Annotated in this window: 12 protein-coding genes; 5 read left to right on the forward strand and 7 right to left on the reverse strand. The window is 65.9% G+C overall.

Features of this window, described 5'->3' with window-relative positions; all coding sequences use genetic code 11:
• Positions 1 to 102: 102 nt before the first annotated feature.
• The 3 genes from ACLLJI_RS20035 to ACLLJI_RS20045 form a co-directional block, all read right to left on the reverse strand.
• Positions 103 to 588 carry an acyl-CoA thioesterase gene (locus ACLLJI_RS20035; RefSeq protein ID WP_434616105.1) on the reverse strand — a complete coding sequence of 162 codons (486 nt, stop codon included), beginning with the start codon at positions 586 to 588 and terminating at the stop codon, positions 103 to 105.
• Positions 585 to 2777: an FUSC family protein gene (locus ACLLJI_RS20040; RefSeq protein ID WP_434616108.1), complete on the reverse strand. Its 2193-nt coding sequence runs from the start codon at positions 2775 to 2777 to the stop codon at positions 585 to 587. The genes ACLLJI_RS20035 and ACLLJI_RS20040 overlap by 4 nt, the downstream gene beginning before the upstream one ends.
• 121 nt (positions 2778 to 2898) lie before the next feature.
• Positions 2899 to 4377 carry a PucR family transcriptional regulator gene (locus tag ACLLJI_RS20045; protein WP_434616110.1) on the reverse strand — a complete coding sequence of 493 codons (1479 nt, stop codon included), beginning with the start codon at positions 4375 to 4377 and terminating at the stop codon, positions 2899 to 2901.
• Positions 4378 to 4526: 149 nt separating this feature from the next.
• Between ACLLJI_RS20045 and ACLLJI_RS20050 the strand changes: the two genes are divergently transcribed.
• Entirely contained in the window at positions 4527 to 5930 is a 1404-nt protein-coding gene (locus ACLLJI_RS20050; RefSeq protein ID WP_434616113.1) for an MFS transporter, read from the forward strand.
• 226 nt (positions 5931 to 6156) lie between these two features.
• Here ACLLJI_RS20050 and ACLLJI_RS20055 read toward each other — a convergent pair whose 3' ends face one another.
• A complete protein-coding gene (locus ACLLJI_RS20055) occupies positions 6157 to 6360 on the reverse strand; it encodes a hypothetical protein (RefSeq protein WP_434616116.1) in 204 nt (67 codons plus the stop codon).
• 24 nt (positions 6361 to 6384) lie between these two features.
• Entirely contained in the window at positions 6385 to 6555 is a 171-nt protein-coding gene (locus ACLLJI_RS20060) for a hypothetical protein (RefSeq protein ID WP_434616119.1), read from the reverse strand.
• 271 nt (positions 6556 to 6826) lie between these two features.
• Between ACLLJI_RS20060 and ACLLJI_RS20065 the strand changes: the two genes are divergently transcribed.
• The gene (locus ACLLJI_RS20065) at positions 6827 to 8008 is read left to right on the forward strand and encodes a CaiB/BaiF CoA transferase family protein (RefSeq protein WP_434616122.1); all 1182 of its coding nucleotides are present in this window, start codon (positions 6827 to 6829) and stop codon (positions 8006 to 8008) included.
• A gap of 63 nt (positions 8009 to 8071) precedes the next feature.
• Here the strand turns inward: ACLLJI_RS20065 and ACLLJI_RS20070 are convergent, their stop codons facing one another.
• Positions 8072 to 9724: a PucR family transcriptional regulator gene (locus ACLLJI_RS20070; protein ID WP_434616125.1), complete on the reverse strand. Its 1653-nt coding sequence runs from the start codon at positions 9722 to 9724 to the stop codon at positions 8072 to 8074.
• Positions 9725 to 9848: 124 nt separating this feature from the next.
• Between ACLLJI_RS20070 and gabT the strand changes: the two genes are divergently transcribed.
• Genes gabT through ACLLJI_RS20085 form a run of 3 tightly spaced genes read left to right on the forward strand, consistent with a single transcriptional unit; the run spans position 9849 to position 13955 of the window.
• Complete coding sequence (gabT, locus tag ACLLJI_RS20075; RefSeq protein WP_434616128.1) at positions 9849 to 11219, forward strand: 4-aminobutyrate--2-oxoglutarate transaminase; 1371 nt, start codon at positions 9849 to 9851, stop codon at positions 11217 to 11219.
• A gap of 53 nt (positions 11220 to 11272) precedes the next feature.
• On the forward strand, positions 11273 to 12445 hold the full coding sequence (locus tag ACLLJI_RS20080; protein WP_434616131.1) for an acyl-CoA dehydrogenase family protein: 1173 nt from the start codon (positions 11273 to 11275) through the stop codon (positions 12443 to 12445).
• 28 nt (positions 12446 to 12473) lie between these two features.
• The gene (locus ACLLJI_RS20085) at positions 12474 to 13955 is read left to right on the forward strand and encodes an aldehyde dehydrogenase family protein (protein ID WP_434616134.1); all 1482 of its coding nucleotides are present in this window, start codon (positions 12474 to 12476) and stop codon (positions 13953 to 13955) included.
• A gap of 170 nt (positions 13956 to 14125) precedes the next feature.
• On the opposite strand, the gene ACLLJI_RS20090 is transcribed toward ACLLJI_RS20085, so the two are convergent.
• On the reverse strand, positions 14126 to 15715 hold the full coding sequence (locus tag ACLLJI_RS20090) for an MFS transporter (protein ID WP_434616137.1): 1590 nt from the start codon (positions 15713 to 15715) through the stop codon (positions 14126 to 14128).
• Positions 15716 to 15898 lie beyond the last annotated feature (183 nt).

Raw genomic sequence — 15898 nt, forward strand, 5'->3', positions numbered from 1 at the left:
TAACGCTACCAAGGCAACGATGTGTGCGCCCGCCCCCTGGGACCGGGCGGAAGCCGGATGCGGGCCGGCCGATAGCTGACTGCACAGCGCGGCTGCCGGACCTTAGCGGAAGTTTGAGGCCCCGAGCAACGGCCGCAGCAAGGCCTTCTTCCCCGCGTCGACGCGCAACAGCGTCCGCGTATCCGTTTGGAAAAACGCCAGCACCGTTTCCGCAGCAACGCACTGCGCGCCCGTAACGGGATCGTGGATGGCGTAGGCCACGGTCAGGCTGGCTCCGTTGATGGCGCTGATCCATACCTCGACGCGTGCCGGGATGTTGCGGTAATTCAGCGGCATCAGATATCTGACGCGGTGTTCTGCCACTAGCGCCTGGGTCCCCTCCGGCATGTTATTGAACACCGGCAGCTCCACATCCAGCCCGGGCAGGCCGGTACCGGCGGGGGGTCCGAAGGCGTGGATACGTGCCTCCTCGAGGATCCGGATGATCTCCACATTGTTGATATGCCCGTAGGCGTCCATGTCTCCCCAGCGCATGGGGACGGAACATGTCAGCCGGCGTCCGCCGTCGTGCCCGGTTTCCGCACTCACGGTGTGCTCCCTTCGACCGACCCGGTGCCCGACGCAGCGGGCGCCGCCGCGGTCACGGCGTTGACGGACCTCGGGCCTTCCCGCAGCAGATGTGCCATCGTGTCGACGCTGTTGGCGATGCGGTCCGCCGCATCCAGCACGGCAGGCAGAACGTCGCGCGGAAAGTCCGGAGCCTGCCGCAGCCCCAACTCCAATTCGGCATACGCGCTCCGCAGGCTGCGGGTACCGCGCGGCGCGGAACCGGTCGCGGCCGCGTTCTCGCAGGCGAGCAGGGTCCCGTCCACGCCGGCGATGTAGGGTGCCAGCGGGTCAAGCATTTCCGCGACGGGACGGCCGTTCTGGCGCAGCGAAATGCGCGCGGCGTCGAGCACCATGGCGGCCTGAATAAGCAGGTGGCTTTGCGCCAGCACACCCTCGCTGATGTACAGAATCCGGTGACCCGTCACCGGCTCGGCCTGCGTTCGGTCCAGCGAGGCCTGGGCATTGGAGCGGGCAAGGCGCGCATCGATGCGCGCGGCGTCAATCCGCGGCTTCCGGGCCTGTGGATCGGTGATCGCGACAAGGTACCGGCGGTACGCAGCCAGCAATTCGGCCATCCGGGTGGGCAGGTAGGCGCGCTCCCAGGCGGGCCACGCAAGTATTGCCGCGACGGCCAGAACACCGGCCAGCGCGGTATCCAGCAGGCGCGGGACGACGACGACGGACGCCGGCGAGCCGGCCAGGTCAAGGAGGGCGACCAGATAGGCCGCGATCCAGGTCCCCATGAACAGGGCGTTCGGCGCACCGGAGGAACGGACCGCGAAGACGAAGACCACCACCAGTCCGATCAGCGCGTAACTGCCCGCGGGCGCAAGCAGGAAGGTCGCGGCCGTGCCGATGCCGAGCCCGATCAGGGTGCCGAACAGACGGGCGCTGGTGCGCTGGAGCGTGGCGGCGAAGTCGGGACGCAGGAGCAGCAGCACCATCAGCGAAACCCAGTAGCCCCGATCCCCGCCGGGCAGCAGCCGGGCCAGGCCGTCTGTGGCGGTGACCAGGACGGCCAGCCGGACGGCGTGCCGGGCAATGGCGGAGTTGAAGTGCAGGTTCGCCCGCAGCGTACCGAGCGGGGCCTGCAGCGCGACGCGGACATTCCCGACCTTCGCTGCCTGCTCATCGGCCCGGCCCTCCAGCGCTCCCGGCGTGACGATCCGCCCGCATGCCCGGAGCTGGCCGTCCAGGGCACGGGCGTGCAGGAGGGCAAAGTGCCCGGTCGGAGAATCCGGAAATCGTCCCATCACTTCCTCCATCCCGGCCAGTGCTGCCGACGCCGGCTGCAGGCCGCCGTCGTCGAACTTACGGCCCTTACCCAGTGCCTCGGCGACTGCATCGAGCGCGGTTCCCGCGGCCAGCAGCAGCTCGTGCACGGCATCGCGCTGCGGCCGGCGCCCGGCGCGTTCGAACCTCTCGACGCAGTACGCGAGCGCCATCACCTCAAGCCTGATCCGCTCCGCTTCGTCGAGCAGCGCGCGGTAGGACTGCATGCTCGGACCGTGGCCGTGGCCGAACCCGGTGATCGTGTCACGGGCCTTGTCCAGCACCGCGGCGGCCCCGGGCGCCATCCGTTTGGGCTGCGGCGAACGAACCCGCTCGGCCAGCTTCCGGTACAGACCGGCGAGCACCGCCCGCTCCGGCGCGTGCCGGTGCAGGGGCCAGCCGGCGACGGCGAGCAGGCTCTGCACGAGCCCTGCCGCGGCAATCAGCGCCGCAATACCCAGCGCGTTGGCGGGGGTCTGCGGGAACCGGTTAAGCACAATCGCAACGGCGGTGGCCGCGGTGCCGATCTGCGAAACATTGGCGCCGAGCGAGAGCAGCATGCCGGTGATGAAGGCGAAAACCGCAACCAACAGCAGCGACAGCGGCACGGAGGGGGCGCAAAGAATGCTTAATCCACCGCCGATTCCGGCCGCCGCAGACGTCGTGACCATCCGCGCCAGCCGCAGCCGGTACCCGCCCGGCCGGTCGGAAAACGCGGCGAACATGGCCCCGACGGCGCCGAAAACACCGATGCCGATGTTCCCGACCACCACCCCAACGACGAGCGGGACGGCGACCCCCATGGCGTTCCGGGCGGCCACGACGGGGTCCGATTGGGAAAAGTCCAACCGCAGCGATTGTCTGACGGTTGCGGAGATCGAGGTCAGTGCGGGCACCCTTTCAGTATGGCACCGGGCATCGACGGCGGCAGGCCCGGGCCAAGGGGGACGGGAATCGGCCGCCGGGTCGCCTGGTCAGCGGGATTCTGGCCGAACGGGTGGCGGTCCTCATGAGCCGTCACAGAAAATCCGTCGCCGCGCATGCGATCCACATTTCCGATAAATCTCTGGTGTTCTTAAGACTTCTGCCGGTCTCGGCTTCGATACGTTGAAGCCGGTATACCAATGTCTGACGATGGATTCCCAGGGCCGTCGAGGTCGCAGACCAGTTCCGATCGTGCTCAAGGAAACAGCGGAGAGTTTCAAACAGTCGCGTCCGCTCCCCCGACTCGGTAAAGAGAGATCCTAGGACCTTCCGGACAACCTCACGCGCTTCTGCCGCCGACCGAGGCAGGAGCGAAAGCTCGACGTCGCCGTAGTACGCCACCCGGCGCTCACCCTCGCGCACTGAACCCAGCGCCCAGGCAGCGGAACGGACCGCGTCGCGGACATCCCGGATACCGGTGAACGTGGTGGAAACTCCGATCCTTTGGCACAGCGGAAGCAGGAGTTCGCACGCCGTTTTGGTGTCGCGTCCGTTGATCCAGCAGACAAATTGGCCGTGGTGTTCAACGGAGGCGTTTGCTATGCCAGCCAAAACCAGTAGCAGCTGAATTTCCTCTGCTGCATCGGCCGGGACCGCCAACGCCGCGAATTCCATGCCGACCAGACCGAGATCCTTGGCCGCTTGTGCCGTGTTTCCGGTTCCGGTTCCGGTCTGACCGATGAGAATCGAAGCAATCAACTGTGTTCCCCGTGCAATGAGCCCCAGCTTCGCGGCCATCACACGATCCACCTCAACTGCAACCGCATCGCGCAGGTGCAGGGCGGTAAAAGAGTCGAGCATTTCACCGCCTTGCTCGGATATCGCTAGGACAGCATCATGCTGAGAGGGAATCTTCCAGACGCTCACTTCGTCTTTTGCCGCCTTTCGCAGCCGGTCGGCATGGCCGGGCGCATCCACTCCGGTCCTGTGACGGACACGCGTGACGAGATCCTCGTCCGGGACCAGCATGCCGGCTAAGAGTGTGGCTCCCGTTTTCGCATCGAGCACGCACATATTGACACTGAAGACCGCCTCCAGCTTCGAGACGAATGTCTCCGGCTCGACGACCTGGTCGATCAAAACGCGGTATAGCCTGTTCAGCGTCAGCATCTGTTGCGTCTGGATCGAGGAATTCGCGGCCGCTACCGTTCGCCCGATTGCAGCAAAAGGAACCTTGTGGGAGATCAGCAGAATGGGGAACCCCCGGCGGTCCGCCTCATCCAACATTGCCTGAGATAGCGGCGGAGACATCAACTCGTCGCCAATGGCGATGGCCGCCAGCCGTGAATCGTCGAGGCGGCCAATGAACGAAACCTGCTCCTCCGCAGCGCTGGGAACACAGAGCCCTACGGTCATGAGAAGCTCATCCGGGCCAAGCCACTGAGTGGGATCAGGCATTTCACAGCTGTGAGCCCAGACAACTTCGCGGTCCAGGCCTCCCGCCCCCGCGACGACCCGGCTGCCCAGGGCTGGTATGTCCGTCAGGCTCCGGATGCGCAGCGGCTCATTCATTCTCTGATCCTACTCATGTATGAACATTCGGCGGAATTCATACAACTGTCTAATAGTGCGGTCCGGCGCCTATGGGTAATGTCGACCGAGGCATCAACCGTGATTTCCATCACGCAATAATGCAAACCCCACCTGTCAAAGGAGACGTTATGGATTCCCTGGCCATCATGGATGAGGCACCCGTCTCGAAATTCCATAAAAAACTTCTGCTCGCTTGTTGCGGCGGACCGTTCCTCGACGGATACGTCTTGAGCATCATCGGGATCGCGTTGATAGGTATTAAGGCGGATTTCAATCTCGGCAGCGTGGAAGTCGGGCTCATCGGCGCGGCCTCGCTCGTGGGCATTCTGTTCGGCGCGACGATCTTCGGCAACCTGACCGACAGGATCGGACGCGAAAAGATGTATGCCCTCGACCTCACGGTGCTGGTCGCTGCATGCTTTCTCTCAACGTTTATCCAGCTTGGATGGCAGCTGATAATCCTGCGCTTCATCCTTGGGCTGGCCATCGGTGCCGACTATCCGATCGCAACGTCCCTGTTGACAGAGTTCACGCCGACGAAAAAACGCGGCTACATGATCGGCATGGCGGCCTTCTCATGGTCCCTGGGGGCGGGCTTTGCGTACGTGGTTGGAACCACGGTGGTGGTTTCCACCGGCGGCTACGACGCCTGGCGCTGGTTGTTGCTCAGCAGCGCGATTTTAGGCGTAATCGTCGTGGCCCTGCGGCGGGGCATCCCGGAATCCCCGCGCTGGCTGCTCCTGAAGGGGCGCGTCGCCGAGGCCGAAAAGGTAGTCGAAGCTGTCTACGGCAGGAAACTCAATCTCTCGACTCAGACGTCCTTAAACAAGCAGGAAGAGATGACGGGCCGGGCCGCCTTCAAGGCAATTGTCTCCGGCGGTTATCTCAAGCGGACAATTATGTGCGGGACTCTCTATTTGACGCAGATCACCCCCCAGTACGCGCTGCTCACGTTCAGCCCACTGATACTGGCAGGCTTCGGCATCGCCGACGGACCGCTGGGTCTCGTCGGTGAGCTGACCATTACCATCCTCTTCGCGGTCGGTTGCCTTCCGGCCATGAAACTGGTGGAAACAAAGGGACGCCGGCCCATGACCGTGATCCCGTTTGCCTTGATGCTGCTCCCGCTGGTGGCACTTTGGCTCTTCCCGAATGGCCCCCTCTGGTTCGTTATTTTTGCGTTCTGCTTCTACGCATTCACGTCAGGCGGTCCGAATATCACGGAGTGGATCTACCCGAACGAACTGTTTCCCACCGAGATCCGTGCCACCGCCGTTGGCGTCTCCGTCGGCATCAGCCGGATCGGGGCGGCCACAGGCGTCTATCTACTGCCCATAAGCCTCGAGCAACTCGGAACAGGGACCACCATGATGTTCGGCGCAATTTTGACTCTCGTCGGTTTGCTCGCCTGCTACGCCTGGGCGCCCGAAACCAAAGGCAGAAGCCTTGAAGACACCTCCGGGCTTCCTGTCACCGAAGCTGAACGCGGCAAGGCTCCTGCGTTGATGGCATCGAATGCGCCGCAGGGCTAACAATGTTGAGGCACGGACCCCCTCTCCGTCCCGAGCTGGGCTGCCGGCCCGCTGTCCGTCCTCGTCTCTTCCCTATCCTCGTTCCCGGACTCGGCTCCCGGCACGGGCTCCCCCGTTACGGCCCCGGACTCGGCTGCGGTAATGCCCCGGGGCGTTCCCCGGCCCACCCACCGAGCCAGGCCGACAGGCGGGCATTAGCCTGCGCGGAGGAACGTTCGGCCGCTTGTTATACGCACCCGGCAGCAATAGTGGCAAAGTAGACGGCCAGATCCGAGATCTCCACGTTGGCCAGCCGCTGGAGCCGGGCATGCAGCAGGGAGGTGTGGGTGGTCTCGGCTGCCCTGACGAAGCTGCCGCCCTCACGGCTGCGCCGTGTTTCCACCAATTCGGCCCCGCGCAGCGCGCCCAGGCCCTCCCGCGCGGTGACCACGGCGTCACCAAGACGCTTCGCCAGTTATGCTTCGCTGGGCAGACGCGCCGGGGCAAGGACACCCAGAATGATCGCATCCGTCAGCGGTTGGGCCACCTGCTCGGCCCGCCCGCCGCCGGCCAGCTGCGCGAAAACCGCCGATCTGGCCCCGGGGGCCGCAGGCGGCCGGTTTCTCGGGCCGGCATCTGCTTCCATAGGTTTACCTCAGCCGACGCAAAGTCCGGCGAATCCGCCGCAGGCGGATCTGAGACCGGTGGATCTGACAGGCCAATCAACAACGAGCGAATGCGCCGGTAGGCCAATTGACCAATACTGGATAGAACGTTCAATGAGGATCCTTAAGACCGTTGCTAAGCTTCCAAACCACCGGACGTGACAAGCCGGACGCCACAAGACAGAAGGACAAGGCAGCCCCTTCCTGCCCTGCATCCTTGGAAATGCAGCCCGTACAGCAAAAAGGACACAAATGCTCCCCTCCGCGCATTGCGCAGAACCGTCAGCCGGTCCGCTCGACGGAATCATCGTCGCCGATTTTTCCCGTGTCCTGGCCGGCCCACTCGCCACCATGACGTTGGCCGATCTGGGCGCCCGGGTGATCAAGGTCGAGCGGCCCGGGACCGGGGATGACACCCGCCATTGGGGGCCGCCGTTTTCCGCTACGGGGGCAACGTATTTCGAAAGCGTCAACCGCAATAAGGAGTCCGTCTGTCTTGATCTTGGCGACCCGGCCGACCGGAAGCTGGCGCGCAGCCTCGCGCTCAGGGCCGACGTCGTTGCTGAGAACTTCATGGTGGGCACAATGGACAAGCTTGGGCTTGGCTACGCGGACCTCGCAGCGGAGAATCCGGGCCTGGTTTACGCCTCAATCACCGGATTCGGCAGCGCCGGCGGGGCGGCGCTGCCCGGCTACGACTTCATCGTCCAGGCCCTCGGAGGCCTGATGAGCATTACCGGGGAGGCCGACGGCGGCCCGGTCAAGGCCGGCGTCGCGCTGGTCGACGTGCTCACCGCCAAGGACGCGGCCATCGGCATCCTCGCCGCGCTTACCGCGCGCCGGTCCACCGGACGCGGGGCGCGGCTTGAACTTAATCTGCTCTCCAGCCTGCAGGGGGCACTGGCCAACCAGGGCCAGGCGTATCTGGGTGCGGATAAAATCCCCGGCCGGATGGGCAACGACCATCCGTCGATCGTGCCCTACCAACTGCTCCAATGCTCGGACGGTCCGCTGGCCGTGGCCTGCGGCAACGACGGTCAGTTTGCCCGGCTCACGGCGGTGCTGGGATGCGACGAGCTGGCAGCCGATCCACGGTTTGCGGCCAACAGTGCTCGCGTGGCGAACCGGTTGGAACTGGTGGAACTGCTGGAGAAGGCGCTGGGCACCGCGCCGGCGGAAATCTGGCAGGGCAAGCTGACCGGCGCCGGGGTCCCGGCCGGGCAGGTGGCGACCATCGCCGAGGGCCTGGACTTCGCTGCATCCCTGGGACTGGAGCCCACCATTGATGTCAGGAATTCGGCGGGCGATACGGTCGGCCGGCAGGTGCGACACCCCATCACATGGACCCCGCCGCTCCCGCCGCGCACCCAGGCGCCGCCGGCACTGGGCGCGGACGATCGGGCCATCCGCGGGTGGCTCGCTTCGCCACAGTAGGTACTGCCCTGCACCATGACCCGACCGCCTTACCACCGGACGAAGCGGTGCGGTCCGGCGCAGCTACGAAGAATGGCTCCCGGCGCGGCTTCCGCCGGTGCACCGCAGTGCCAGCCACAGATTTGCCGCCACATCCGGGTCATCCAGGTCGGTATTGAGGAGTTTCGCCGCGATTGCAATCCGGTGCCGCAGTGAATTCCGGTGCACCCCGAGTTCGCGGGCGGTGACTTCCCATTGGCCGCGGTGGCGCAGGTAACTGCGGACGGTCTCGACCAGATCTGCCCGGGGATAGGCACGCAGTTCCGCGACCCAGCGCTCCGCCTGCCGATCAGCCGGGGTGCCGCCGGCCCCGGCCAGCTGCCCGGCCTTAACCCGGCGTGCAGCGTCGGCCAGTTCCGCAATATGGTCCACGGCGCGGTGCAGGGACATGGGACGGCTGAGCACCGCGGCCGGCAGTGCTCCACCTGCGCTTCCTGCAGCGGCAGTCAGGCCGGCTGATACCCCGGGCCGCACGGGCCTGACCGGAAGTCCGACGGCTGATTCACTACCGGACTCGGCGACGGCGGCACCCGCCGGAATCCCACGCTGCGGCTCGGCATCCAGAATCAGGACAGCCAGTCCGTTCTCGGCGTAGCGCAAGCTGCAACCACGGACGGCGGCGGCCAGCCCGGGCCACGGCTCTTCCTGGAGCAGCGTGCCCAGCAGCGCAACGGTATCCGCGTAGGACATGTCCGCAGTCACAGTTTCCGCAGGCATGGTGTCCGCAGCCATGGCGGTTTTGTCGGCACCGGGCCGGATGACCAGTAGCCGTACCTGTTCCGGCGGCGGCGCCATCTGCAGATCCACAGCAAGTGCACGACCTGCCTCCACATGTCCCTTGAGGATCATCCTCGCCACGGCCGCCCCGAGCGTGGCACGGGTGCCGGCAACTTCCAGGTCCTGCTGCGCCTTGAGCGAGAGCAGCACGCACACCGTCAGGATAATCTGCCGATCGGCCTTGGTCAGCTTCCGGCCGGCGCCGATCGCGAGGAAACCAGCCATCTGCTCCCCCACCAGGACTGGATATTCGACGACATCGGTGCCGTGCAGCTGGAAGGTCGCCGCCGAATAGGTGGTGGCCATGTTCAGGCGTGACGTTTCGAGCCGCAGCTGCGGTACAACCCCTTGAGCGGTTGCAGGCCAGATTGTCTCGGCGCCATCCAGTGACGTTAAATAGACCACCCAGCCGCCGAGCGCCTGGGCCAGCGCCTTCACCACGGCGATCAAGGCGTCGGGCCGGGTGGCGGCCCGGGCCAGCGCCGTTTGCGTGCCCAGGCTGGCAGCCAGATCCGCCTGTCCGCCGCGGGCGACCAGATCCCAATAGTTCCTGGAGACGGTCATAAACGGTGTGCCGGCGGGGATGATCAGCAGCGCCAGTCCCGCGTCGTCGCAGGCGGACGTCAGCGCGGGAGGAACCGCGTCAATGCCGGCCCCCAGCCCGAGTCCAAGCGCGGCGATGTCCCGTTCCACGAGCCGCTCCACGTAGCGCAGCACCTTTTCCGCACTGCCCGAGACGGGGATGCCCGTGGTCAGCAGCAACTCGCCGCCTTCCAGATACGGCGTGGGATCGTCAAGCTCCGATATGTGCACACCGGAGATCTGTCGGCGGGCCACCTCCGCCCCGCCGGCTGGTTGCAGCGCATCGAGCTCGCCGCAAAGCTGCGCGAGACTGATCATGGTGCCCCCATTCCCGCCGATGCCGCAACCCTGGAAAAGCGTTTTGGATATTCTATCTAAAATTCGGCACATTATGGTCGTTGTACCTAATGGCAACGGTCCCGGCAATGGCTACTTTTGATTCATGACACCTACCACACGGCCGGTTCCCCAGTCCCGCCACCTCGCGACCTCGATTCCTGGTCCCAAGTCCCAGACGCTGCACAGCAAGCGCCTGCAGGAAGTCACCGGTGGGTTCGGTGTGACCCTGCCCGTTTTCATCGACCGCGCAGAGGGCGGCATCCTGGCGGATGTCGATGGCAACCGCCTCATTGACTTCGCCTCCGGCATCGCGGTGACCAGCGTGGGCGCCTCGAACCCGCACGTCCAGGCCCGCGTGGCGGAGCAGCTGGAACGCTTCACCCACACCTGTTTCATGGTCACCGAATACGAGTCATTCACTGAGGTGGCCACATGGCTAAACGAGCACACGCCCGGTGACTTCGAGAAGCGTACGGCCCTGTTTTCCACCGGATCGGAAGCGGTGGAAAATGCCGTCAAGATCTCCCGTGCAGCGACCGGGCGGGACAAGGTCTTGGTTTTCGATGACGCCTATCACGGCCGCACCATGCTCACGATGGCCATGACGGCCAAGGAAAACCCCTACAAGAAGAGCTTCGGTCCGTTCCCCTCCGATGTCCACCGTGCCCCGATGGCCGCGCCGCTGCGCTGGGCGACGGGCGCGGAAAACGCCACCGCCGAGGCCCTGGCCGGCGTGGAGCAGACGCTGGCCGACCACGGCGCGGAGAACTTTGCCGCCATGGTCATTGAACCCATTCAGGGCGAGGGCGGGTTGATCGTGCCGGCGACGGGATTCCTGACCGGGCTGCGGGAGATCGCCACCCGCCACGGCATCGTCTTCGTGATTGATGAGATCCAGGCCGGCATGGGCCGCACGGGTGCCCTCTTCGCCAGCGAGCATGAGGGCGTGGTAGGGGATCTTATCCTGACCGCCAAGGCGCTGGTCGGCGGCCTGCCGCTCAGTGCGGTGACCGGCCGCGCCGAGCTGATGAACGCTGTCCACACCGGTGGCTTGGGCGGCACCTACGCCGGCAACCCGCTGGCCTGCGCCGCGGCACTGGGCGTCTTCGAAGCCTTTGCGGACGGCTCCCTGCTTGCCAACGCCCGCCGCATTGAAACCACTGCCCGTGCGGTCCTCGAACCCCTGCTGGCCGGCACCGCCGTCGTCGTCGACGTCCGCGGCCGCGGTGCCATGCTGGCCGTCGAATTCGCGGACCAGAACACGTTGGAGCCGCTGCCGGAGATTGCCAAGGCAGTGGCCGCGGCATGCCATGAGCAGGGCGTGCTGGTGCTGGTCTGCGGCACCTACGGCAATGTCATCCGCCTGTTGCCGCCGCTGGTGATCGGTGATGAACTATTGGCCGACGGTCTCCAGGTTCTTGCCGAAAGCATCCTGGCGGCGGACCGCGAGCCGGTTGCCGCCGTCGTCGTTTAGTCGGCCGGCCGCACCCGCAACTCAGCCGTCCCTCCCCACAGAAAGCAAAAACCATGCCAGATGCAGTTGATCTGATCAATATTGATTCCCTCCTCAGCGCCGACGAAATTGAGCTCCGCCGGTCCGTCCGTGCGTTCGTGGACACCGAAATCAAGCCCAACATCGCCGGCTGGTATGAGAATGCCGTCTTCCCGCTGGAGATCGTCCCCGAGATGGCCAAGCTGGGGCTGCTGGGCATGCATTTGAAGGGCTACGGCTGCGCCGGGCGTTCCGCCGTCATGTACGGACTGGCCGGCATGGAGCTGGAGGCGGGTGACTCCGGGCTGCGGACATTCGTCAGCGTGCAGGGATCCCTGGCGATGAGCGCCATCTACAAGCACGGCTCAGAAGAGCAGAAAAACGAATGGCTGCCCAGGATGGCCGCCGGCGAAGCGATCGGCTGCTTTGGCCTCACGGAACCCACCGCCGGGTCCGACCCCGGCGCCATGAAAACCTTCGCTCGCCGTGATGGCTCCGGCCCGGACGCGGACTGGGTCATCAACGGCAGCAAGCGCTGGATCGGATTGGCCTCGGTGGCCAAGGTCGCCCTTATCTGGGCCCAGACCGACGACGGCGTCCGCGGCTTTGTAGTCCCCACCGAGACGCAGGGCTTCACGGCCACGCCCATCGAACCCAAGCTGTCCATGCGGGCGTCCATCCAGTGCGACATCGAACTCTCCGGCGTCCGCCTGCCCGCCGACGCCGTGCTCCCGCACGCCAAGGGCCTGCGCGGTCCGTTCGAGTGCCTCAACGAGGCCCGCTACGGCATCATCTGGGGCGCGATGGGCGCCGCCAGGGACAGCTACCTCGCGGCTCTGGAGTACGCCAAGGAGCGCCTGCAGTTCGACAAACCGCTGGCCGGGTACCAGCTCACGCAGGAAAAACTCGTCAATATGGCCTTGGAGATCAACAAGGGCACCCTGCTGGCCTTGCATCTGGGGCGCCTCAAGGATGCCGGGCAGCTGAGCCAGCACCAGATCTCCGTCGGCAAACTCAACAATTGCCGGGAAGCCATCACCATCTGCCGAGACGCCCGGGCCATCCTCGGCGGCAACGGCATCACGCTGGACTACTCCCCGCTGCGCCATGCGAACAACCTGGAATCCGTCCGCACCTACGAGGGAACCGACGAGGTGCACACCCTGATCCTGGGCCAGCACATCACTGGCATCCCTGCCTTCCGCTAAGAACGCCTTCCGCTAAGAAAGAGGGACCATGACCGACGTTATTCAACTCCGGCATTACATCGACGGCGCCTGGCTCGATGGCACCGGTGCGGCCACCAGCAGTTTCAATCCGGCACGGCCCGAAGAGTGCGTGGCGCGCGGGCTGCAGGCGGGGTCGGACGACGTCGATGCCGCCATGGGTGCAGCGGCACGGGCCGCGCGCGGGTGGGCACGCACCCCCGCGCATGACCGTGGCGCCGTCCTGCTGCGGGCGGCGGCCGTCCTTGAGGAGTCCGCGGAGAGCTGGGGACTCGAACTTGCCCGCGAAGAGGGCAAGACGCTCGCCGAGGGCAGGGGCGAGGTGCGCCGGGCCGCGCAGATCTTCCGCTATTACGGGAACGACGGCGACCGAACGGCCGGGGAGATCTTCTCCTCGCCGCGCCGCGGCGAGAAGATCCTGGTCACCCGCAAACCGCTCGGCGTCGTCGGCGTGATCACGCCGTTCAACTTCCCGATCGCCATTCCTGCCTGGAAAATCGCCCCGGCGCTGACGTACGGCAACACCGTGGTCTGGAAGCCGGCCAGCACCGTGCCGCTGTTGGCCATGCGCCTGGCGCAGGCGCTGGACGCCGCGGGCCTGCCCGCCGGCGTGCTGAACCTGCTGATCGGCCCCGGCTCGATCGGCAACCAGTTGGTGGAGCACCCAGCCCTGGACGGCCTGACCTTTACCGGCTCCACCGGCGTCGGCCGCCGGCTGGCCGGTGCTGCGGCCGGCCGGGGAGTTCCCGTCCAAGCGGAAATGGGCGGCAAGAACGCGGCCGTGGTGCTCGCCGACGCGGACCTGGAACTCGCCGCCGATCAGGTCATGCTCGGCGCCTTCCGGTCCACAGGCCAGAAGTGCACGGCCACCTCCCGGCTCATTGTCGCGGACAGCGTTGCGGACGAGTTCCTGGCCATGCTGCGGAGCAGGGCCGAATCGCTCATCGTGGGCAATCCCGCCGATCCGTCGGTCCAAATGGGGCCGGTGGTCAACGACGGCGCCCGCAAATCCATCCAAACCGGCATCGATACGGCGCTGGCCCAGGGGGCAACGCTGGTCACGGGCGGCCGCCCCTACAGCGGCGGCGAGCTGGCCGCCGGCTACTTTATTGCCCCGACCATTGTGGAGCTGCCGGCTGCCGGCGCCGCTGCCGGACCGGTGGATGCCTGGCGGGAGGAGCTGTTCGGCCCGGTGCTTTGCGTCCGCCGGGCAGCCACGGCGGACGAGGCCTTCGAGCTCGCCAACGACAACGAATTCGGGCTCTCGGCTGCCCTTTTCACCCAAGACGTGACCCGCGCCCTGGAAGCGATGGATGAGATCGACGTCGGCATTCTGCACGTGAACTCCGAATCGGCCAGCGCGGACCCGCATGTGCCGTTCGGCGGCGCCAAGAAGAGCGGCTATGGGCCTAAGGAGCAGGGCCAGTCCGCCAAGGAGTTCTTCACGCACACCACGACCGTCTATCTGCGCGGCGGAACCCCCGGAGCGTGAGGAAGCCCGGCGCGTGAGTTTCCCCCGCGTGTGAGCATGTCCGGCCGTGTGAGCATGTCCGGGCAGCGATGGCGCTGGCTTCCGCTGACCGGGTTCGGAACCGTCGCAGGAAGACAGGCAGACGACAGACAGACGACAGGTATCCGGGTAACGGACGCCGAGTCGGCGAATCACCGTTCCGCGGGGACCGCATCGAGCACCAGTTGATCGTCGTCGGCGAGCAGGTCATGCGCCAGTTTCTCCAAGCGCTCCGCCAGCTCCGGGTGCTCCCCCGGGTCCCAACCGGCCAGCAGCTCCGTGAGCCCGTCACGCCGGGCCGTGGTGAGGCGGTCGACGGCGGAACGCCCGGCCGGCGTGAGCGTGAACTTTTCGCCGCTGTCGCTGAGAATGTGGGCAGCGGCGTGCGCGCCGCCGGGACGGCCGTCAGAGCCACGACGCGTGCCGCCGTCGTCGGCCCCGGCATCCACATTGGGAGCGCCCCGCCCGCCCGCGGCCCGGGCTCCCGCAGCCCGATCGTCGGCAGCCGGGGCGCCCCTTACCGAGATGCCCGTGACCAGCTCGTTCCGGAGCAGCTCCTGCACCAGGGGCTCCAGATCCGTTTGGCCGGTGTGCAGACCGCTGGCCAGCGTGGACAGACTGGCGGCCGGCCGCTCGGCAAACCTGTAAAGCAGCCACACGGCCCCTGGCTCCAAATCGACGTCGGCCTGCTGAGCCAAATGCCGGTACATCTCCGCCCGGTTTTCGTGCTGCAGCAGGTGGTTGAGCTTGCGCTCCACTTCCTGCAGCGATGTGCGTCCCTCCGGCGGAATAAAGGCCTCGGCTGCATCGGCGTCCACCGTGGCCCGCAGCTTCAGCTCGGGCAGCAGCAAGGTGAGCACAAAGGCCAGCGCACCAACGGGTGCGGCGATCAGGAACACGGTCTGCAGCGCGTTGGCGTACTGGGAAATGAATTCGGCGCGCGCACCCGCCGGCAGCGCCGCCAGCTGCGCGGGGTTGATGTTCGCCCCGCTCAGGCCCGCAGGCAGAGTGTGTGTGGCCAGCACGGCGGCGAAAATGGCCCCAAAAACGGCCGAGCCGAACGAGCCGCCAATGGACCGGAAGAAGGTGGCGCCGGAGGTTGCTGTGCCCAGATTGGAGTAATCCACGGCGTTCTGCACCGCAATCACCAGCACCTGCATGACCCCGCCGATGCCGATGCCCAGGATGAACATGAACAGTGAGACCACGATGGTCGGCGTGTTCTGATCCATGGTGGAGAACAGAAACAGGCCCACGGTCATGACGGCGGTGCCGGCCACTGGAAAGATCTTGTAGCGGCCCCACCGTGATATCAGCCGGCCCGAACCGATGGACGTCAGCAGCAGGCCCCCCATCATGGGCAGCAGCTGCAGCCCAGAGCTCGTGGCGGCGTCGCCCCGGACCACCTGCAGGAACAACGGCAGGAACGTGATGGCGCCGAACATGGCGAAACCGACGATGAAGCCGATTCCGCTGGCTACCGCGAAGACCCTGTTGCGGAACAGGGTCAGCGGAATGACGGGCTCCTTGGTACGGCGCTCGATCAGCACGAACAGCACGATCAACACCGCGCTGGCCACGGCGAGGCCGATGATGAACGCTGAGCCCCAGGAGTATGAGGTGCCACCAAGGGTTGTCACCAGCACCAGACCGGTGGCTGCTGCGGCGAGTGCTGCGGTGCCCAGGTAGTCGATCTGTCGTTTGACCCGTTCCCCGGAGCCGGGCAGCACCGAGGCCACCACGATCAGTGCCGCCGCTCCGATGGGAATATTGACGTAGAAAACCCAGCGCCAAGGTGAGGATCAGCGCGGCCTTCCGCGTTAGAACTGACGTTGAGGTTACAAAGTCTTACGCCGAGCCATTCGCTTAACAGGTCATCGTTACTCTGACGCTGCCGGCCAGCCTAATCAGGCTTTCTCCCAAAA

The sequence above is a fragment of the Arthrobacter sp. A5 genome (genome assembly GCF_051131705.1).
In the GTDB taxonomy this organism is placed as follows: Bacteria; Actinomycetota; Actinomycetes; order Actinomycetales; family Micrococcaceae; genus Arthrobacter_M.